The sequence below is a fragment of the Kribbella polygonati genome, from assembly GCF_050320105.1.
Taxonomy (GTDB): Bacteria; Actinomycetota; Actinomycetes; order Propionibacteriales; family Kribbellaceae; genus Kribbella.
Genome location: NZ_CP190129.1, coordinates 441,116 through 460,461, shown reverse-complemented (window position 1 = coordinate 460,461; position 19,346 = coordinate 441,116). Strand labels below are relative to the sequence as shown.

Annotated in this window: 22 protein-coding genes; 8 read left to right on the top strand and 14 right to left on the bottom strand. The window is 70.0% G+C overall.

What is annotated here, in order from left to right:
• Positions 1–26: 26 nt before the first annotated feature.
• Together ACQHIV_RS02100 and ACQHIV_RS02095 are read left to right on the top strand one after the other, a co-directional pair.
• Positions 27–1,196: an MFS transporter gene (locus ACQHIV_RS02100; protein ID WP_427891107.1), complete on the top strand. Its 1,170-nt coding sequence runs from the start codon at positions 27–29 to the stop codon at positions 1,194–1,196.
• The gene (locus ACQHIV_RS02095; protein ID WP_427891106.1) at positions 1,193–1,738 is read left to right on the top strand and encodes an N-acetyltransferase family protein; all 546 of its coding nucleotides are present in this window, start codon (positions 1,193–1,195) and stop codon (positions 1,736–1,738) included. The genes ACQHIV_RS02100 and ACQHIV_RS02095 overlap by 4 nt, the downstream gene beginning before the upstream one ends.
• Here ACQHIV_RS02095 and ACQHIV_RS02090 read toward each other — a convergent pair.
• Positions 1,684–2,361, bottom strand: coding sequence for a FadR/GntR family transcriptional regulator (locus ACQHIV_RS02090; RefSeq protein ID WP_427891104.1), 678 nt, complete (start codon positions 2,359–2,361; stop codon positions 1,684–1,686). The genes ACQHIV_RS02095 and ACQHIV_RS02090 overlap by 55 nt on opposite strands.
• 55 nt (positions 2,362–2,416) lie before the next feature.
• Here ACQHIV_RS02090 and ACQHIV_RS02085 point away from each other — a divergent pair, with 55 nt between their 5' ends.
• Positions 2,417–3,598, top strand: a complete 1,182-nt coding sequence (locus tag ACQHIV_RS02085) for a CynX/NimT family MFS transporter (protein WP_427891102.1) — start codon at positions 2,417–2,419, stop codon at positions 3,596–3,598.
• Between the two features lie 106 nt (positions 3,599–3,704).
• Here the strand turns inward: ACQHIV_RS02085 and ACQHIV_RS02080 are convergent, their stop codons facing one another.
• Together ACQHIV_RS02080 and ACQHIV_RS02075 are read right to left on the bottom strand one after the other, a co-directional pair.
• Positions 3,705–4,712, bottom strand: a complete 1,008-nt coding sequence (locus tag ACQHIV_RS02080; protein WP_427891100.1) for a sugar phosphate isomerase/epimerase family protein — start codon at positions 4,710–4,712, stop codon at positions 3,705–3,707.
• Between the two features lie 8 nt (positions 4,713–4,720).
• Entirely contained in the window at positions 4,721–5,815 is a 1,095-nt protein-coding gene (locus tag ACQHIV_RS02075; protein ID WP_427891098.1) for a Gfo/Idh/MocA family protein, read from the bottom strand.
• Between the two features lie 75 nt (positions 5,816–5,890).
• On the opposite strand from ACQHIV_RS02075, the gene ACQHIV_RS02070 reads away from it, so the two are divergent.
• On the top strand, positions 5,891–7,006 hold the full coding sequence (locus tag ACQHIV_RS02070; RefSeq protein ID WP_427891096.1) for an ROK family protein: 1,116 nt from the start codon (positions 5,891–5,893) through the stop codon (positions 7,004–7,006).
• Between the two features lie 279 nt (positions 7,007–7,285).
• Here the strand turns inward: ACQHIV_RS02070 and ACQHIV_RS02065 are convergent, their stop codons facing one another.
• The 3 genes from ACQHIV_RS02065 to ACQHIV_RS02055 are packed head-to-tail and all read right to left on the bottom strand — an operon-like array spanning position 7,286 to position 9,980.
• Positions 7,286–8,200, bottom strand: coding sequence for an aminoglycoside phosphotransferase family protein (locus ACQHIV_RS02065; RefSeq protein ID WP_427891094.1), 915 nt, complete (start codon positions 8,198–8,200; stop codon positions 7,286–7,288).
• The gene (locus ACQHIV_RS02060) at positions 8,197–9,201 is read right to left on the bottom strand and encodes an NAD(P)H-dependent glycerol-3-phosphate dehydrogenase (protein ID WP_427891092.1); all 1,005 of its coding nucleotides are present in this window, start codon (positions 9,199–9,201) and stop codon (positions 8,197–8,199) included. Before ACQHIV_RS02060 ends, ACQHIV_RS02065 begins: the two co-directional genes overlap by 4 nt.
• Entirely contained in the window at positions 9,198–9,980 is a 783-nt protein-coding gene (locus ACQHIV_RS02055) for a lysophospholipid acyltransferase family protein (protein WP_427891090.1), read from the bottom strand. The genes ACQHIV_RS02060 and ACQHIV_RS02055 overlap by 4 nt, the downstream gene beginning before the upstream one ends.
• 16 nt (positions 9,981–9,996) lie before the next feature.
• Here ACQHIV_RS02055 and cofC point away from each other — a divergent pair, with 16 nt between their 5' ends.
• Entirely contained in the window at positions 9,997–10,668 is a 672-nt protein-coding gene (gene cofC, locus ACQHIV_RS02050; protein WP_427891089.1) for a 2-phospho-L-lactate guanylyltransferase, read from the top strand.
• A gap of 1 nt (position 10,669) precedes the next feature.
• Positions 10,670–10,876: a hypothetical protein gene (locus ACQHIV_RS02045; RefSeq protein WP_427891088.1), complete on the top strand. Its 207-nt coding sequence runs from the start codon at positions 10,670–10,672 to the stop codon at positions 10,874–10,876.
• Between the two features lie 92 nt (positions 10,877–10,968).
• Here ACQHIV_RS02045 and ACQHIV_RS02040 read toward each other — a convergent pair whose 3' ends face one another.
• The 4 genes from ACQHIV_RS02040 to leuC all read right to left on the bottom strand — a co-directional run bounded on the left by ACQHIV_RS02040 (position 10,969) and on the right by leuC (position 15,172).
• Positions 10,969–11,538, bottom strand: a complete 570-nt coding sequence (locus ACQHIV_RS02040; RefSeq protein ID WP_427891086.1) for an HU family DNA-binding protein — start codon at positions 11,536–11,538, stop codon at positions 10,969–10,971.
• A 181-nt stretch (positions 11,539–11,719) separates the two neighbouring features.
• A complete protein-coding gene (gene corA, locus ACQHIV_RS02035) occupies positions 11,720–12,886 on the bottom strand; it encodes a magnesium/cobalt transporter CorA (RefSeq protein WP_427891085.1) in 1,167 nt (388 codons plus the stop codon).
• 247 nt (positions 12,887–13,133) lie between these two features.
• Positions 13,134–13,733, bottom strand: coding sequence for a 3-isopropylmalate dehydratase small subunit (gene leuD / locus ACQHIV_RS02030; RefSeq protein ID WP_427891084.1), 600 nt, complete (start codon positions 13,731–13,733; stop codon positions 13,134–13,136).
• Between the two features lie 14 nt (positions 13,734–13,747).
• On the bottom strand, positions 13,748–15,172 hold the full coding sequence (leuC, locus tag ACQHIV_RS02025) for a 3-isopropylmalate dehydratase large subunit (protein WP_427891082.1): 1,425 nt from the start codon (positions 15,170–15,172) through the stop codon (positions 13,748–13,750).
• 106 nt (positions 15,173–15,278) lie between these two features.
• Here leuC and ACQHIV_RS02020 point away from each other — a divergent pair, with 106 nt between their 5' ends.
• Positions 15,279–15,998, top strand: coding sequence for an IclR family transcriptional regulator (locus ACQHIV_RS02020; RefSeq protein WP_130387568.1), 720 nt, complete (start codon positions 15,279–15,281; stop codon positions 15,996–15,998).
• Here ACQHIV_RS02020 and ACQHIV_RS02015 read toward each other — a convergent pair whose 3' ends face one another.
• Together ACQHIV_RS02015 and ACQHIV_RS02010 are read right to left on the bottom strand one after the other, a co-directional pair.
• Positions 15,999–16,415 (bottom strand): 2'-5' RNA ligase family protein, encoded by a 417-nt coding sequence (locus ACQHIV_RS02015; protein ID WP_427891079.1) that lies wholly within the window; start codon positions 16,413–16,415, stop codon positions 15,999–16,001.
• 22 nt (positions 16,416–16,437) lie between these two features.
• Positions 16,438–16,827, bottom strand: a complete 390-nt coding sequence (locus ACQHIV_RS02010) for a VOC family protein (protein ID WP_427891077.1) — start codon at positions 16,825–16,827, stop codon at positions 16,438–16,440.
• 80 nt (positions 16,828–16,907) lie between these two features.
• Here ACQHIV_RS02010 and ACQHIV_RS02005 point away from each other — a divergent pair, with 80 nt between their 5' ends.
• A complete protein-coding gene (locus ACQHIV_RS02005; protein WP_427891076.1) occupies positions 16,908–17,474 on the top strand; it encodes an HdeD family acid-resistance protein in 567 nt (188 codons plus the stop codon).
• Here the strand turns inward: ACQHIV_RS02005 and ACQHIV_RS02000 are convergent.
• Positions 17,471–18,463: a LacI family DNA-binding transcriptional regulator gene (locus tag ACQHIV_RS02000; RefSeq protein WP_427891074.1), complete on the bottom strand. Its 993-nt coding sequence runs from the start codon at positions 18,461–18,463 to the stop codon at positions 17,471–17,473. The genes ACQHIV_RS02005 and ACQHIV_RS02000 overlap by 4 nt on opposite strands.
• A complete protein-coding gene (locus tag ACQHIV_RS01995; protein WP_427891072.1) occupies positions 18,435–19,340 on the bottom strand; it encodes a nucleoside hydrolase in 906 nt (301 codons plus the stop codon). Before ACQHIV_RS01995 ends, ACQHIV_RS02000 begins: the two co-directional genes overlap by 29 nt.
• Positions 19,341–19,346: the final 6 nt, after the last annotated feature.

Genomic DNA, 19,346 nt, shown 5'->3' with positions numbered 1-19,346 from the left:
CGTTCAAACAGATAGCGTGTTCACTTGTGACAGATGACACCACGCTCGTCAAGCGCTCCCGGTACGCCGTCGCCGCGGTCTTCTGCGTCCACGGATCGGTGACCGGCTCGTTCGCGACCCGGGTGCCGTGGATCCAGGAGCACGCCGGGGTGTCGGCCGGGCAGCTCGGGCTGGCGCTCGCGTTCCCGGCCATCGGAGCGGCCCTGATGATGCCGCTCGCCGCCCGCATCACGCACCGGTTCGGCACCCGGACAGCACTCCGCGGCCTGCTCGCGCTCTGGACCCTCGCACTGATCCTGCCGTCGCTCGCGCCCGGGCTGCTCACGTTGTGCGCGGCGCTGCTGATCTACGGCGGTACGTCGGGGATGGCCGACGTCGCGATGAACGCGCTCGGGATCGAGGTCGAGCACCGGCTGAAGAAGTCGATCATGTCCGGCCTGCACGGGATGTGGAGCGCGGGCGCACTGCTCGGCTCCGCGGTCGGGACGGTCGCGGCGCACGCGAATCTCAGTGCCCAGGTGCATCACACGATCGCGGCCGTCGTCCTCACGGTCGTCGGCGCGGTGGTCTGCCAGTTCGTGCTGAACATCCACCCCGAGGAGGACGAGGAGCCGCCGGCGCGGTTCGCGCTGCCGCCGAAGTCGGCGTTGCTGATCGGCGCGGTCGGGTTCTGCGCGGTGTTCGCGGAGGGCGCGAGCCTGGACTGGTCGGCGGTGTACCTGCGCGACGTCCTGGACAGCTCGGCCGGGGTCGCAGCCGGCGCGACGACCGGGTTCGCGTTGACGATGGCGATCGCGCGGATCACCGGCGACGCGGTCGTCGACCGGTTCGGCGCGGTCCGGACGGTGCGGGCCAGCGGCGTGATCGCGACCCTCGGTGGGCTGCTCGTGGTCGTGGCACCGGACGCGGTCGTCGCGATGATCGGCTTCGGGCTGATCGGCGTCGGCATCGCGGTCGTCGTACCGCTCGCGTTCGCCGCCGCGGGCCACACCGGCGCCAACGCCAGCCAGGCGATCGCCGGCGTCGCCACGATCACCTACGCGTCCGGCCTGGTCGCCCCGTCGATCATCGGCGGCATCGCCCAGGCCAGCAGCCTGACCATCTCGTTCATCGTCGTCACCGCACTCGCGGCCGGCCTGGCCGTGTTCGCCCGCGTCCTCGCCACCAGAACAGAAGCTGGAGAAGTCCTCCGATGACGTCATTCCGGACCGCGGGGCCAGAGGATGCGGCGGCGGTTGCCGAGTTGCACGGTGACAGTTGGCGGCGGCACTACCGGGGCGCGTACGCGGACGCGTTCCTCGACGACGAGTCGCCGGCGTACCTCGGCGAGATGTGGGCGAAGCGGCTGGCGAACCGTGAGGGCACCCGCACCACGGTGGCGGAGTACGACGGGCAGCTGATCGGGCTCGCGCACGTGGTGTTCGACGCGGACCCGGCGTACGGCGCCCTCGTCGACAACCTGCACGTCCGCGCGCCGCTCAAGCGCCAGGGCATCGGCACGAAACTCCTCGCCCACGCGGCCACCGGCGTACCCACCGGCCTGTTCCTCTGGGTGCTCGAGCAGAACACCGCCGCGCAGGCGTTCTACGAAGCCCGCGGCGGCCTCCGCGGTGAGCGCAAGAACGTGCCACCGCCCGGCGGCGAACCCCGCCGGCTGAACGGGACCCCGGCCTGCTTCCGCTACTACTGGCCGGATCCGGTCAGCTTGACGGTCTCGATCAACGCGTACGACGCCTGACTCGCCGCCTCCGGATCCCCGGCCCGGATCGCGTCCAGTACGTCGACGTGCGCGTCGCCGAGCCGGTGATCCTCGGGGATCGTCGCGGTCTGGTGGATCGACGCGGTCATCACCTCAGCCAACGCGTCGTACAACCGGAGCAGCAGCGGGTTCCCGCTCGCGACCACCACGCCCCGGTGGAAGTCGGTGTCGACCGCCACGAACGCGTCCATGTCGCCCGACTCGAGCGTCGCGGCGCGCGTCTCCAGCACCTCCGCCAACGCCGCCAGGCTCTCGGGCGTCGCATGCCGCGCAGCCAGCCGCGCGGCCGCGGCCTCGATACCGGCACGCGCATCCAGCACGTCGGTGAGTGAGGCCGACAGCTCGTCCCGGACGAGTACGCCGCTGATCTCGTTGGTCGCCCGTACGTACGTCCCGTCGCCGACCCGCGGCTCCAGCAGACCCGTGAGGCTGAGCGACCGCAGCGCCTCCCGCACCGTGCCGCGACTGACCCCGAACTCGGTCGCGAGCTGATGCTCCCCTGGGATCCGCGCACCGCGCGCCCATTCGCCGGACTCGATCCGTGCCCGGAACTGCTCCGACACCTGCAGGACGAGCGGCACCTGCCGTACCAAGGACTCCATGGCGTACAGTATATAAATGTAGGACATCTACACGGAAGCTGAGGAGAGGTGTTTCGTGGCAGTGCTGACCGAACCCATGGCCCGCGAGCGGTCGTCGTTGATCACGGCGACCGCCTTCGTGGTCGCGCTGAGCCTGCGGCCGGCGCTGACCGCGGTCGGGCCGGTGCTGCCGCGGATCGGCGACGCGCTGCACCTCGGTGAGGCCGCGCAGGGTCTGCTCGGCACGCTGCCACTGCTCGCGTTCGCGGTCGCCTCTCCCCTGGTGCACCTGGCGTCGCGGCGGTTCGGGACGGAGCGGGCTGTGTTCGTCTCGCTGCTGGTGCTGGCCGCCAGCAGCGCGATCCGCCCGTACGCGGGCCAGACCGGCCTGTGGATCGGGACCGCCGTGGTCGGTGCCGCGATCGCCGTCGGCAACGTCCTGGTGCCGGTGATCATCAAGCGCGACTACTCCGCGCACGTGTCCCGGGCGACCGGGATCTACACGGCGTTCATCACCGGCGGCGCCGCGATCGCGTCGATCCTCGCCGTACCGATCGCCGATGCCGTCGACTGGCGGCTGTCGCTGGCGGTCTGGGGCGGGCTCGCCCTGATGGTCGCGGTCGTCTGGCTGCCGCGGACGCTCTCGCCGGAGCCGATGCCGGCGGCGACCGCCGACGACGAGACGCCGCCGGTCAGCGTATGGCGGCAGCCGATGGCATGGCTGGTGACCGGGTTCATGGGGCTGCAGTCGACGAGCTTCTACCTGTTCGTGAACTGGCTGCCGACGATCGAGATCTCGACGGGCGGCGTCTCCGAGCGCGCCACCGGCTTACACCTGTTCGTGTTCCAGGTGTTCGGGCTGATCGGCGGGCTCACGATCCCGTTCCTGCTGAAGCATCCGACCAACCAGCGGGCCGGCCTGATGACGGCGAGTACGCCGATCTTCCTCGCCCTGCTCGGTCTGCTGTTCGCGCCGCACCTGGCGATCGTGTGGGCCGTCGTCGGCGGTCTCGGCCAAGGCGCCGGGCTGGTCGCCGCACTGTCGCTGATCAGCCTGCGCGGGCGCGGGCACCACGAGACCACCCAGCTGTCCGGGATGGCGCAGGCGGTCGGCTACACGCTCGCCGCGGCCGGTCCGGTCGTCGCCGGCTACCTGACCCAGGTGACCGGCGGCTGGAGGACGACGCTGACCGTGTTCGCCGTCCTCGCAGCCACCCAGGTCACGCTGGGATTCGTCGCGGGTCGCGACAACCGCTGAGTCCCGGACCCCCACCACTCACCAATCACTGGCCACCGGTCGCCGGCGGTCCCACGCACGCTTGCGCTCGGCGTTTTCGCAACGTTGGTGAGTGCCGGCGGTCCGGCTACTTGTCCGTCGCGAAGGCTGCGTCGAAGGCCGCCTGCGGCTTGTCGAAGGCGAGGTTGCGGATCACGTCGACCGCCTCCGCCGCACCGCGCTTGCGGTCCATGCCGGCGTCCTCCCACTCGACCGAGATCGGGCCGTCGTAGCCGATCGAGTTCAGCACCCGGAAGCAGTCCTCCCAGTTCACGTCGCCGTGACCGGTGGAGTAGAAGTCCCAGCCGCGGCGCGGATCCGCCCACGGCAGGTGCGAGCCGAGCCGGCCGTTGCGGCCGCCGCCGACCCGCATCTTGGTGTCCTTGCAGTCCACGTGGTAGATCCGGTCCTTGAAGTCCCACAGGAACGCGACCGGGTCGATGTCCTGCCAGACCATGTGCGACGGGTCCCAGTTCAGCCCGAACGCCTCCCGGTGGCCGATCGCCTCCAGCGCGAACGTTGTCGTCCAGTAGTCGTACGCGATCTCCGACGGGTGCACCTCGTGCGCGAACCGGACACCCTCCTCGTCGAAGACGTCGAGGATCGGGTTCCAGCGGTCCGCGAAGTCCTTGTACCCGGCCTCGATGGCCTCGGCCGGCACCGGCGGGAACATCGCGACGTACTGCCAGATCGACGAGCCGGTGAAGCCGATGACGGTCTTCACACCGAGCTTCTTGGCCGCCCGGGCGGTGTTCTTCAGGTCCTCGGCCGCCCGCTGCCGGACGCCCTCGGCGTCACCGTCGCCCCAGATCCGGGACGGCACGATCGCCTGGTGCCGGAAGTCGATCGGGTTGTCGCAGACCGCCTGCCCCACCAGGTGGTTGGAGATCGCGAAAACCTGCAGGTTGTACTTCTCCAGGATGTCCTTGCGGCCCTGGACGTACGAGTCGTCGTCGACGGCCTGCTGGACGTCGAAGTGGTCACCGGAGCAGGCGATCTCGACGCCGTCGTACCCGGCCTCGGACGCGAACTGGCAGACCTCCTCGAACGGCAGGTCGGCCCACTGACCGGTGAAGAGGGTGATCGGACGAGGCATCTGTGCTCCTACGAGTTGTCGACGGTGATCCAGCTGGAGTCGTTGGCCGCGGACCGCAGTACGGCGTCCACCACGCGGGCGGACCGCGCTCCGGCGGCGAAATCGGGCAGGCCGTCCGGGGTCTCCCCCAGGACGGCGGCATAGCTGTCGGCGACGAACGAGTCGAACGCGTCCTGGTACCCCTGCGCGTGCCCGGCCGGCAGCCGGTTCACCCGCGCCGCGTCCGGGCCGAGCGTCTCGGGGTCGCGCGTGAGCAGCTGCGACCCGGCGCGGTGGCCGACCCACAGCCGGTCCGGGTCCTCCTGGTCGAACCCGAAGCTCGACTCGGTGCCCGACACCTCCAGGTACAGGCGGTTCTTCCGGCCGGCGGCGACCTGGCTGACCACGATCGTGCCGACCACACCGGCCTCGGTCCGGAACTGCGCGGTCGCGAGGTCCTCGGTGCGTACGTCGACGCCGCCGCGCTGCGCCCGTACCGTCCGGAGCTGGGCGCTGATCGCGGCGATCCGGTCGCCGGTGACGAACTCGGTCAGGTCGCACCAGTGCGAGCCGATGTCCGCGAACGTCCGCGACGGTCCGCCGGTGGTGTCGTCCACACGCCAGTTCTGGTCGTCGGCGCCGGCCAGCCAGTCCTGCAGGTACGAGCCGTGCAGGCTGGTGATCACACCCGCCTCGCCCGCGGCGATCCGCGTGCGCAGCTCCCGGACCATCGGGTGGTACCGGTACACGAACGGCACGGCGCCGACGAGGCCCGCGTCCGCCGCCGCGGCCTGCAGTCCGCCGGCGTCCTGCACGGAGGTGGCGAGCGGCTTCTCGCAGACGACGTGCTTGCCCGCCTCGAGCGCCTTGAGCGTCACCTCGCGGTGCGTGTTGTTCGGCGTACAGACGTGAACGACGTCGACGTCCGCCGCCAGCAGTTCGTCGAGAGTCGCGAAGCCGCGCTCGGCCCCGGTCGCCTCAGCGGCCGCCGCAGCCTTCGCGGGCGACGATCCGACCGCGCCCACGACGGTCGCGCCGGAGACCAGCGCCGACCTCCCGTGGACCTGACCCATGAACCCGCCGCCGACGATCCCGACCCTGAGCTTGCGCGCACTGGTGGACACGTTCGAGGACGCTATGGGACCCTTTTGAACCCTGTCAAGCAAAAGTCCACGCCCTGTACGACGAAAGTCCGGTGAATGAGCGATCTCGGTACGGCGGACCCGCTGCTGCGGGTGCTCCGGGACGGACAGCCACGGACGCGGGCCGAACTGATCGAGCTCAGCGGCCTGGCGCGGTCGACCGTGACCGGGCGGATCGAGGCGCTGCTGGCGAGCGGGCTCGTCGTACCGTCCGGCGAGGCGGCGTCGACCGGCGGGCGGCCACCGGCGCGGTTCCGGTTCAACCCGACGGCGCGGCTGGTGCTCGCCGCGGACGTCGGCGCGACGCATCTGTCGGTGGCGCTCACCGATCTGACCGGCGCGATCCTCGACCGGTCGACGACGCCGCTCGCGATCGCCGAAGGACCCGAGGTCGTGCTCGACGCGGTCGCCGCGGCGGGACAGGCATTGCTGCGTACGGCGGGGCGCTCGGTGGCGGAGCTGGCCGGGACCGGGGTCGGGCTACCCGGGCCGGTCGAACACAGCACCGGCCGGCCGAACCATCCGCCGATCATGCCGGGCTGGGACTCGTACGACGTGGTCGGCCGGTTGCGCGAGACGCTGCCGGGGCCAGTGCTGGTCGACAACGACGTGAACATCATGGCGCTCGGCGAACACGCGACGGCGTACCCGGACGTCGAGCACCTACTGTTCGTGAAGGTTGCCACCGGCATCGGTGCGGGCGTGATCAGCGGCGGCCGGCTGCATCGCGGGGCGCGAGGTGCGGCCGGCGACATCGGGCACATCCAGGCGCCCGGGCATACCGAGGTGTGCCGCTGCGGGAACACCGGATGCCTGGAGGCGATCGCGTCCGCGGCGGCGCTGGCGAGCAAGCTGGGCGTCGGGACCAGCCAGGACATCGTCGACCTGGTCCGCGCCGGCAACACCGAGGCAACCACCGCCGTACGCCAGGCAGGCCGCGAGATCGGCACCGTACTCGCCGCCGCCGTCAGCCTGCTCAACCCGTCGGTGATCGTCGTCGGCGGCTCCCTCGCCCAAGCCGGCGACAGCCTCCTGGCCGGCCTCCGCGAAACCATCTACGCCCGATCGTTGCCCCTGGCCACAACCCACCTCCGCGTCGTCCCCTCCCAAACCACCCACGACGCCGCCCTCCTCGGCGCCGCCACCCTAGTCCTCACCCAGGTCCTCGCGTAGCCGCGCCGCCGCCCTCCGCCACACCCAAGCACCCACGTAGACACGCCACACCAACCCCCGACTCCCCCTCCGCGACGCCACCCACCGCCACACCCAAGCACCCACGCAGACGCGCCACACCAACCCCGGACACCCACCCCTCGGCGACGCAACCCTCCGTCCCCACGGAAGTTCTCGCGTGGGCGCGGACCTGCAGGCCATCACAATGCTCGGCCCCGGGTGCCCGCCGCGCTCAGCGCGGGCGGCGGCGCGCGATTGTGATGGCCTGGCGGTCCGCCCCTAGCTCAAAGCGATCGCGACTTCGTCGATCAGCTCGACCAGGCGGTCCAGTTCGCGGCCGCCGCGGGCGCGGCCGTAGCCGTGGCGGCGGCCCCAGAACGACGCCTGGACGGCGATCAGCTGGGTCCACCGGCGGATCCGTTCGGCGTCGACACCGGACGCCCCGGCAAACTCGTCCAGCTCCGCCCGCAACCGACGGAGCAGCTCCACACCGGTCAGGCCGTCGTCGATGAACAGGTAGTACGCACGGGTCCGCAGGAAGATCCCCGCATCGAAGCCCGGATCGCCGACGTACCCCTTCGGATCGACCACCAGCCAGGGCTCCCGCTCCGCGCGCAGGATGTTCCGCGCGTGGAAGTCCCCGTGCACCAGCGTCTCCGGCTGCACGCGACACAGCTCGTCCACCACGGCAACCGCTCCATCGACAACCGAGGCAGGCAGCGGATGATCCAACTCCGCCGCGTCCTTCACCAGCTCCTCGCGCCACGACTCGGCCTGGTCCGCCATCCGCGGCAGCCCGTCCGGAGCAGCAATCGTCAACTGTCGCAGCACGTCCCCCGCGATCGCCGCAGCCCCGTCGCCGTGCGCGCCCAACGTCACCGGCTGCACCCGCTCGAGCAGCATCGCGTAGCGCGCATCGTCCCGCTCATAAAGCTTGACCGCGCCCCGCCCACCCCAGGCCTCGAACGCATCCGGCTCATGCACATTCCCCGGATGCGGAAACGACACCTTCAGTACGGCGTCCCCCTCGACCGGCACCACCACACCGACCTGCCCGTGCAGTACGTCGCCGTCCCGCGCGACGCCCCACTGCCCCAACAACTCCTCGACGATCCCCGGCAACTCCGCCAGCCAGGCCTCACCGGCGGCACCTTCGCGCTCAACAGTGAGGCGAGCGAAGGCATCCGGGATCATCCCCACCGCTCCGACTTGGCCGAGCGCGAGACCAGGCTGAACAGCATGTCCTTCGGCGTCAGCTCGCCGGCGACGACCTTGGTGACGTGTTCGGCGATCGGCATCTCGACGTCGTGGTGATGCGCGAGCTCGCTGATCGAGGCGCAGGACTTCACCCCTTCCGCGACCTGCCGGGTGCCTTCCAGGATCTGCGCGACCGACATCCCCTGACCGAGCTTCTCGCCGAACGTCCGGTTCCGGGACAGCGGCGACGAGCAGGTCGCCACCAGGTCACCGAGGCCGGCCAGCCCGGAGAACGTGTGCTCCTCGGCGCCCAGCGCCGTACCGAGCCGGGCGATCTCCGCCAGGCCGCGGGTGATCACCGAGGCGCGGGCGTTGTCGCCGAAGCCGAGGCCGACCGCCATCCCGACCGCCAGCGCGATCACGTTCTTGCAGGCGCCGCCGAGCTCGCAGCCGATCACGTCGTTGTTCGTGTACGGGCGGAACGTCGGCGAGTGGCACAGCTTCTGCAACCGCGCCGCGGTCCCCTCGTCCGCGCACGCCACCACGGACGCGGCCGGTTGCCCCTCGGCGATCTCCCGCGCGAGGTTCGGCCCGGAGACGACCGCGATCCGTTCCGGCCCGGCGCCGGTGAGCTCGGCGATCACCTCGCTCATCCGCTTCGTCGTACCGAGTTCGACGCCCTTCATCAGGCTGACCAGCGGTACGGCGTTCGGCAGTACGCCGGCCCAGTCGGTGAGGTTGTCCCGCAACGACTGCGACGGCACCGCGAGTACGACGGCCTCCGCTCCGTCGGCCGCGGCGGCGGGGTCGTGGGTCGCGGTGATCGCCTCGGACAGCCGGATCCCGGGCAGGTACTCGGCGTTCTCGTGCGCGCTGTTGATCGCCGCGCAGAGCGATTCCCGCCGGGCCCACACCGACACCTGGTTCCCCGCGTTCGCCAGCACCGTGGCGAACGCCGTACCCCAGGACCCGGCACCGAACACCGCGACTTTCGTCATTCCTTCTCCTCACGTCGGGCTTTGCGCAGGTCGTAGAGCTCCTTGGGCGGTTCTTCCCCGCGCAGTTCGCCGAGCGTCCCTGCGACCCGGGCCATGATCGCCTCGGTTGCCTCGCGCAACAGCTCGTTGGTGATCGGCTTGCCCTCGAACGCGCTCAGGTCGACCGGGGCCCCGGCCCGCACCTGCAGCGTCTTCCGCGGCAGCAGCCGGAACCGGATCTTGCCGGTGTACGACTTCAGGATCTCCTGCGCGCCCCAGTTCGCGACCGGGATCACCGGGCAGCCGGTCATCAACGCGATCCGGGCCGCGCCGGTCTTGCCGGTCATCGGCCACATCGCCGGGTCGCGGGTGATCGTGCCCTCTGGGTAAACGCCCACGCACTCACCGCGTTCGACCGCGGCGACGGCGTCCCGGAAAGCGTCCGCGGCCTGCGCGGAATCGCGGTACACCGGAATCTGCCCGGCCCCGCTGATAATGCTGCCGAGCACCGGGATCTTGAACACCGAGGCCTTGCCGAGGAACCGCGGGATCCGCCGGCACTCCCAGATGAAATAGCCGAGCAGCACCGGGTCGAAATGCGAGATGTGGTTCGGCACGTACACCACGCCACCGTGCCGCGGCATGTTCTCCCGGCCGGTGAACCGGCACTTGGTGAACACGATCATGAACGGTTTGACGATCGCCACGATGATGCCGAACCAGAATCCACGCGGCGGCCGTGGATCGGCACCCTTGCTGTCCACTGCTGCCTCCTGGTGGTCGAACGCGCCGTCGGTCATGGGAGAATCCTGCCTGATGGCAGACCTACAGGTCGCTCCCTGGACCCTGGTGATCCCGGTGAAGCGTACGGCGATCGCGAAGAGCCGGCTCGCTCCGGCCTACCCTCAGCACCGTCCCGAGCTGGCCCGTGCCTTCGCTGTCGACACTACTGCGGCCGCGCTCAGGTCGCCCCTGGTGCACACGGTCCTGGTGGTCACCGACGACCCGCTGGTCGGCGCCGACGTGACCGCGGCCGGTGCCCGGGTGGTGCCGGACCTGCCCGCCGCCGGGTTGAACGAAGCGCTGTTGCACGGAGCCACTGTGGCGGCTGCGGAGCTCCCAGGCAACGGCATCGCGGCCCTGTCCGCGGACCTTCCCGCACTCCGCCCGGCTGAGCTCACCGCCGTACTCGCGGCCTGTACCGCCGCACGTTCCTTCGTCGTCGACCAGCCCGGCACCGGTACGACGTTGCTCGCGGCCGCTCCCGGCCTACCGCTGGATCCGCGGTTCGGCGTCGGCTCCGCCCTGGCCCACCAGGCGTCCGGGGCGATCCCGATCGAGGTGGCCGGCATCGAGTCGGTACGTCGTGATGTCGACACCGCGGCGGATCTCGCGCACGCCGTGCAGCTCGGGGTCGGTCCGGCGACGGCGGACGTGATGTCGCTGGTGCTCGGTGCCGCGACCGGGACCGAGGGTCTAGCCTGCTGACATGCAGGCGACTGTGAGCAAGTACGACGGTGAGACGTTCGCCGGGGCCGTGCTGACCGACACCGGGATCGAACTCCCGTTCACGGTGCACGCGGTCGCGGACACCCCGGTGCGGCAGCTGCGGGTCGGCCAACGGGTCCGGATCGAGACCACCGGCTCCGGCGCGACCCTGGCGATCACCAGGGTGGAGTTCGCCACCCGCCTCTAGACAGTTGCCCCGAACAACGGCGAAGGCCGGTCATCCCCTGGAGTGGGGTGACCGGCCTTCGCTGTGGTGCGTTGTGCCGCAGTGCGTGAAGATCAGCGAGCGGTACGCTTCGCCGCGGTCTTCTTGGCGGGGGCCTTCTTGGCCGGCGCCTTCTTCGCGACGACCTTCTTGGCCGGGGCCTTCTTCACCGGGGCCTTCTTGGCAACGGTCTTCGCCGGCGCCTTCTTGGCAACCGTCTTGGCCGGGGCCTTCTTGGCGACCGTCTTCTTCGCAGCGGCGGTCTTCGTTGCCGCGGCCTTCACCGGCGCGGCCTTCTTCGCCGGAGCAGCCGCCTTGGTGGCGGTCGCGGCCGGCTTCGGGGCCACCAGCTTCGGCAGCTTCTTGGCGCCGGAGACGACGGCCTTCAGCTCCGCACCCGCGCGGAACTTCGGAACCGTGGTCTTCTTGGCGCGCTTGGTCTCACCGGTCCGCGGGTTGCGCACGATGCGCGCGCCACGCTCGATGGCCTCGAAGGCACCGAAACCGGTGATGGCGACCTTGCCACCCTTCTTGGTCAGCTCGCGCTGGACGGTGTCGATCACCGACTCCAGTGCGTGCTGGGCCTGGCGGCGGTTTCCGTCGAAGTGCACTGCGAGCGCTTCGACCAACTGGCTCTTGTTCACTGCTTCCCTCCGTGAACACTAGGCGTCGAGCACAGCGCTCGATCTCACAGGAACGTTATGGACTGAACAGGCCATGCACAAACACCAACGCGGCAATTTGGCCTTGTTTTAGGCGATTCGGACCACAATTCGGCCCGATCCGGGTCCCTGGAGGGGTTTTGGCAGCAGATTCCCGGCTACGTCACAGCCAGCCGCGGCGCTTGAAGATCTGGTGCAGACCTCCACACACCAAGGCCATCAGGCCGATCGCGAACGGGTATCCGTACTCCCAGTGCAGCTCCGGCATCTTGTCGAAGTTCATCCCGTAGACGGTGCCGATCAGCGTCGGCGCGAACAGGATCGCCGCCCACGCGGAGATCCGCTTCACCTCTTCGTTCTGCTCGCTGCTGGCGATCGCGAGGCTCTTCATCTCCTCGTTCTGCTGCTGCGCGACCAGCGTCGCGTTCACGGTCAGGATGTCGCGGAGCAGCTCGCGGAAGCCGTCGACCTTCTCCACCACCTCGGTGACGTGGTCGGCCACATCCCGCAGTGAACGTTGCAGTTCCTCGTCCACGCCGTACTTCTGGAAGCCGCCGCGGAGTTGCTCGAGGATGCCGATCAGCGGCCGGGTGGCGCGCTGGAACTCGATCACCTCACGGGACAGCTCGTAGATCCGGCGGGACACCTTCGGGTCGCCGCGGAACACCTCGGTCTCGATCTCGTCGATGTCGTTCTCCAGGCCGGCGACCACCGGCGCGTACCCGTCGACGACCTTGTCCATGATCGCGTACAGCACGGCCTCGGCACCGCGGCTGAGGAGCTCCGGATCGCGTTCGACCCGGCGCCGTACGGCGGCCAGGTTCGGCGCTTCGGCGTGCCGGACCGTCACCACGAAGTCCCTGCCGACGAACACGTGCACCTCGCCGAACTCGACCTCCTCGGTCGCGTCCCGGTACCGGGCGGCCTTCAGTACGACGAACAACGTGTCGCCGTACCGCTCCAGCTTCGGCCGCTGGTGCGCCTCGTTCGCGTCCTCGATCGCCAGCTCGTGCAGGTCGAACTCCTGCGCCAGCGACGCGAGCTCGCGGCGGTCCGGCCGGTACAGGCCGATCCACGCCAGGCTCTGCGGGGCATCGTGCAGCGCCGAGTAGGTGTCCGCGAGCGAATGCGGGGACGCGACCCGGTTGCCGCCGCAGTAGATCGCGCTGTCGACGACGCTGTGCCCCTTGGGCTTCTGCGGATCGCGCGGCTGCTTGGTCTCCGGCTCGATCCCGGCGGTGGCAACGGCCGCGGCGTGCTTGCGGGCGGCGGCGCGCAGTGACGGAGTACGGCTGAAGGCACGGAAGGTGCGCAGGCGCAGGTCGGACATGAGTCCTCCAGATGCGGGTGAATCAGGCAAGTGATGAGCGCACGTCTGCCCGACCCCACAACTACAGGAGGAAAGTCAGTCCCCCGAAGGCCGAGCGAGACCGGTATGTCTGGAGGGATCGCTGTTGTTCATGCGTCCTCACCTCCTCGGTCTCGCAAGCCTTGTTCTGACAACCACGCAAGGGTAACACCAGAGTTATCGCCCCCGCCCCGTCAAACGTTACGGGGGCGCCAACTCTGAGGACCTCTCAGGCCTTCGCGGGAAGGGTTGCCGGCTTGAAGGACGGCCGGGTTGCTTCGTACGCAGCGATCTCGTCCGCGTGCGACAGCGTGATGCCGACGTCGTCCAGGCCGTTCAGCAGCCGGTAGCGCGTGTAGTCGTCGATCTCGAAGGGTGCCGAGACGTCACCGGCCGAGATCGTCTTGTTCTCCAGGTCGACCGTGACCTTGGTGCCCGGGTCGGACTCGACCGCGGTCCACAGCTGCTCGACGACGTCCTGCGTCACCAGCGCCGCGAGCAGCCCCGCCTTGCCGGAGTTGCCGCGGAAGATGTCGCCGAAGCGGGACGAGACGACGACCCGGAACCCGTAGTCGAGCAGCGCCCAGACCGCGTGCTCCCGCGACGATCCGGTCCCGAAGTCCGGTCCCGCGACCAGCACCGAGACCCCTTCGTACTCGGGCTGGTTGAGGACGAACGCCGGATCGTTGCGCCAGGCCGCGAACAGCCCGTCCTCGAAGCCGGTCCGGGTGACCCGCTTCAGGTACACGGCCGGGATGATCTGGTCGGTGTCGACGTTGCTCCGGCGCAGCGGGGCCGCCGTACCGATGTGCTGGGTGAAGGCTTCCATGATTCCCTTGCTCCTCAGGCGTTCGCAGGTACGGCGACGGGCGGCAGGTCGGCCGGTGCGGCCAGGGTCCCGGTGACAGCGGTCGCGGCGGCGACCAGCGGCGACACCAGGTGGGTACGACCGCCCTTGCCCTGGCGGCCTTCGAAGTTCCGGTTCGAGGTGGAGGCGCTGCGTTCGCCCGGGGCCAGCTGGTCCGGGTTCATGCCCAGGCACATCGAGCACCCGGCACCACGCCATTCGGCGCCGGCGTCCTTGAAGATCGCGTCCAGGCCCTCGGCCTCGGCCTGCAACCGGACCCGGCCGGAGCCCGGGACCACCAGCATCCGGGTGCCCTCGGCAACCTTCCGCCCGGCGAGTACGCCGGCCGCGGCCCGCAGGTCCTCGATCCGGCCGTTGGTGCAGGACCCGAGGAACACCGTGTCCACGTGGATCTCGCGCAGCGGCGTACCGGCGGTCAGGCCCATGTACTCCAGCGCGCGCTCGGCGGCGACCTTGTCGTTCTCGTTGTCGAAGTCGTCCGGCGACGGGACCACGTCGGCGAGCGCGACGCCCTGGCCCGGGTTGGTGCCCCAGGTGACGAACGGCGTGATCTCCTCGGCCTTCAGCACGACCTCACGGTCGAAGGTCGCGTCCTCGTCGGTGGCCAGGCTCTTCCAGTACTCGACGGCCGCCTCCCAGTCGACGCCCTGCGGCGCGTGCGGCTTGTCCTTCAGGTACTCGAAGGTGGTCTCGTCCGGCGCGATCATGCCGGCCTTCGCGCCCCACTCGATCGACATGTTGCAGATCGTCATCCGGGCTTCCATCGACAGCGCGCGGATCGCCTCGCCGCGGTACTCGACGATATAGCCCTGGCCGCCGCCGGTACCGACCTGCGCGATCAGCGACAGCACCAGGTCCTTGGCCGAGACACCGTCCGGCAGTACGCCGTCGACGGTGACGGCCATCGTCTTCGGGCGGGCCTGCATCAGCGTCTGGGTGGCCAGCACGTGCTCGACCTCGCTCGTACCGATGCCGAAGGCAATCGCCCCGAAGGCGCCGTGCGTGGAGGTGTGGCTGTCACCGCAGACCACCGTCATCCCCGGCTGGGTCAGGCCGAGCTGCGGGCCGATGACGTGGACGACGCCCTGGTCCGGGTCGCCGAGGGTGTGGATCCGGATGCCGAACTCCTCGGCGTTCTTCCGCAGCGTGTCCACCTGGGTCCGCGACACCGGGTCGGCGATCGGCTTGTCGACGTCGAAGGTCGGGACGTTGTGGTCCTCGGTGGCGATCGTCAGATCCGGCCGCCGGACCTGACGGCCGGCCAGCCGGAGACCGTCGAAGGCCTGCGGACTGGTCACCTCGTGGACCAGGTGGAGGTCGATGTAGAGGAGGTCGGGTTCTCCGTCGGCATGGCGCACGACGTGCGCATCCCAGACCTTTTCCGACAACGTCCTGCCCATCAGACTCTCCTTTGAGATAGGAAGTGTGGTGCTTTCGCTCACAGTGCTCTCGATTGGGCCCCTGAAGCGACTTGCGTTCCACGATTCGAGACGGCAATATCGTCCCATGGACAACTCTAGCGGAGTCGGTGTTCTCGACAAAGCAGCTCTCGTTCTGTCCGCACTCGAGTCCGGGCCGGCGACCCTGGCCGGACTGGTGGCGGCGACGGGGCTGGCGCGCCCGACGGCACATCGTCTCGCGGTCGCTCTCGAGCACCACCGGCTGGTCGGGCGCGACATGCAGGGACGCTTCGTGCTCGGCCCGCGACTGAGCGAGTTGGCCTCCGCCGCCGGTGAGGACCGGCTGCTCGCGACCGCCGGCCCGGTGCTGGCGCGACTGCGCGACATCACCGGTGAGTCCGCCCAGCTCTTCCGCCGCCAGGGCGAGTACCGCGTCTGCGTCGCCGCCGCGGAGCGCCCTTCCGGTCTGCGGGACACCGTGCCGGTGGGTTCGCAGCTGACCATGGCGGCCGGGTCGGCTGCGCAAATACTGCTGGCCTGGGAGGACCCGGAGCGGATGCACCGCGGCCTCCACAACGCCTCCTTCAACGCGGCCGCGCTGGCCGGTGTACGGCGCCGCGGCTGGGCACACTCGGTCGGCGAACGCGAGCAGGGCGTCGCGTCGGTCTCGGCCCCGGTCCGCTCCCCCAGCGGCAAGGTGATCGCCGCGGTGTCGGTCTCCGGCCCGATCGAACGCCTGTCCCGCCAGCCCGGCCGCATGCATGCCCCCGCCGTCATGGCCGCCGCGGAACGACTTTCCGAGGCCCTCCGCAGGGCGTCCGAGTAACTAGAGCGGCCAGAGCTGTCCCGTTGCGCTGTCGACCAGAGCAGCGCGGTCGGCCGTGGCTTCCAACGGAAGTACGTCGTACACAGCCGCCGTCAGCGTGACGGCTGACACCACGTCCTCTTGCAGACGCAGTACTTCGGAATCCGCGGCGGGCGCGAGCCAGGCCCGTCCCCGACGGAACGTCCCGAGTGCGTCGAAGTACAACTCCAGCCGTTGCCCCGTGAGCAGCGGCTGGACCGCTTTCGTCACCTCGTCGAGGTCCCACTCCCGCAGTACGGCGAGTGAGATGTGCGGGACGTGACGACCGTGCGTGTGGGACAGGAGCGTGGGCACGCCGAGGTCCTCCAGCCGCGCCCAGAGGTTCCGGAGCAGGCGATCGGACCGCCGATCGAACAACCAGCACACCGCCAGGGCCATACCCCAACGGTAGAGCGCCGAATCAGCTCGAGGGCCAGCCGCCGTACGGGACCGTGAGGATCTCGAGGTTGTGGCCGTCGGGGTCGTCCCAGTAGAGCCCGCGGCCACCGTCGTTGGTGTTGATCTCGCCCTCGTGCTGATGGAACGGGTCCGCCCAGTAGGTCAGCCCCTGCTCGACGATCCGCGCGTGGATCTGGTCGAACTCCTCCTCGGAGACCAGGAACGCGTAGTGCTGCGTGTGCAGCCGCCCGCGGCCGTCGGCGAAGTCCAGGGAGGTCCCGTTCGCGAGCTGCACCACCGCGAACGGCCCGTAGCTGCTCGGCTCGCCGGTCCCGAGGATTCCGGCCAGGAAGCGCGCGGACGCCTCCTTGTCAGTGCTGCTCACGATCGTGTGGTTGAACTGGACAGCCATTCGTTCAGCCTACGCCGGTGGTTGTCACGGCGCGTTACTGAGATCACCATGAGAGCAATGAGCCCTCAAGGAGGTCCGACATGGAGCGGGACTGGCTGACTCTCGGCTGGAAGATGTTGCTCGTCCGTGGTGCGTTGGGCATTGTGTTCGGAATCTTGGCGATCGCCTGGCCGATCTCGACGGCGATCGCGCTCGCGCTGCTCTGGGGCATCTGGGCGCTGGCCGACGGCATCGGCTCGATCGCCCAGGCGTTCCAGCCCGAGTCGAAGGGTGGCCGGCTCTGGCTGATCGTGCTCGGCGTGATCGCGCTGCTCGCCGGGTTCTTCGCGATCGTGCACCCCGGGATGACCGTCGCCACGCTGACCTGGATCCTCGGCATCTGGCTGATCGTCCGGGGCATCTTCGAGCTCGCCGGCGCGTTCAGCAGCCACCTGCCGATGCCGCGCTGGCTCCTGGTCCTGAACGGCCTGCTCTCGTTGCTGATCGGCATCCTGTTCGCCGCCAACCCGGGCGCCGGCGCGGTCAGCATCGCCGTACTCCTGGGCGTCACAGCACTCATCTGGGGCGCCGTACTGATCGGGGTCGCCTGGTCGGTACGCCGTGCGGCCACCGGCCCTACGACGACCGAGACCCCGTCACCCGCCTAACACCCGCAGGAGGTGCTGGGGACCAACTCGTAGTCGAGCACGTGCCGCGCCGCCGTCGGCTTGCTCCGGTCCAGGAGCAGGTCGACGGCCTGCCGCGCGGTCTCCTCGATCGGCTGCCGCACACTGGCCAACGGCGGAACCGTCACCGTGCACTCGCTGGTGCCGTCGAACCCCATCACGGCCACGTCGTCCGGCACGTGCAGCCCGGCCTCCCAGGCCGCGAACAGTACGCCGAACGCCTGCTCGTCCGTCGAGCAGTAGATCGCCCGCGGCGGCCGCTTCTGCCGGAACCACGGCCGTACGGCGTCCCGCGCGGCGAACCGGGAAACGGGCGCGGCGACGTACCGCGCCGACGCCTTCGGATGCTTGGTGAGCGCGCGTTCGATGCCGCGCCGGTGTTCCGCCGTACCGGGCGATTCATCCGGGCCGGTGACGACGCCGAGGGTGCGGTACCCGTGCGACAGCAAGTGATCCGCCGACGCCTCGGCGCCCGCGACGTAGTCGATCGACAAGGTCGAGACCGTGACGCCTTCGGGCACCGGATGCAGGGCCACCACCGGTACGCCGGCCGCCGCGAACCGCTGGATCGCCGGCTCCACCAGCAGCGAGACCAGGACGACGCCGTCGACCTTGCGCTCGATGAACGACCCGATGTGCGCGGACTCCTGCGCCGGGTCGCCGGCCGAGTCGCCGATCAGCAACAGGTGGTCGTGCTGCCGGGCGAAGTTCTCCAGGTGCTCGGCGAGGGTGGCGAAGTACGGGTTGCGGATCTGCGGGATCAGCAGCCCGAGCGAGTACGTCCGGCCCGCGCTCAGCGCCCGGGCCAGGATGTTCGGCCGGTACTCGAGCTCCGCGGCCGCTTCCAGTACGCGCCGCCGGGTCTCCGCGGACACCGGCCGCGGCCCGTTGTTGAACACGTAGCTGACCACCGCGGTCGACGTACCGGCGCGCTCCGCGACGTCACGCGCGGTCGCCATCGATCTCCCCACGCCGCACAGCGTAAGCCGTCCCGCCGGCCACGATCCGCCGCGTGATCTCCTCCGCCACCGCCTCGGCCTCCACCGCGGTCACGATCCGCACCGTCCCCTCGGCCCCAGCCGCGAACGTACTGTGTCCACCCTCAGCAAGACTCACCCGCCCGAGCTCCGAAAAACTGAACAGCTCTGGGCAACTCAATGCGAGCACCGCAACCGGATCATGCGGCACGTTCCACGTCTCGTTCCAATAAGCCCACCACTGCTCGATATCAGCCCCGAGCGCCGCCCCCAACGCACCGGCGGCCCGGATCCGCTCCAACCGGGCCTTCTCGATCGTCACCTGCCGGGTGATCTCCAGCCCGGTGATCGTCGTCGGGATCCCGGCGCTCAGCACCTCCCGCGCCGCGACGTCGTCGGACTTGAAGTTGTGCTCGCACACGTCGTCACCGAACGACCCGCCCATCACCCACAGGTGCCGGATCCACCACGCGGCCTGCGGTTCCAGCCGCAGCGCGGCCGCGATGTTGGTCAACGGCCCGATCGCCGCCACGTCGAGCTCACCCGGACGCGCCCGCAGCAGCTCGACCAGCCGCTCCGGCGCGCTGTCCGTGCTGATCGTCTCGGCGGCCAGCCCGTCGTGGAGCGTGCCTTCGTGTCCGGCCCACCAGACGTCCTTCCCGGACAACGGCTCGACGAGCCCCGGTACGACGGTCAGCTCACGGCCGGCGAGTACGCCGTACCGCCGCGCCAACTGGGCCCGCAGGCGGGTGTCGCCGTACACGGTGTGCACCTCGGCGAGGTCGATCTCCGGGCTGCCGAGCAGTTGGGCGAGCGCCATCGCGTCGTCCACGTCGGAGCCGATGTCGGTATCGAGAATGAGGGATCGCACGTATCT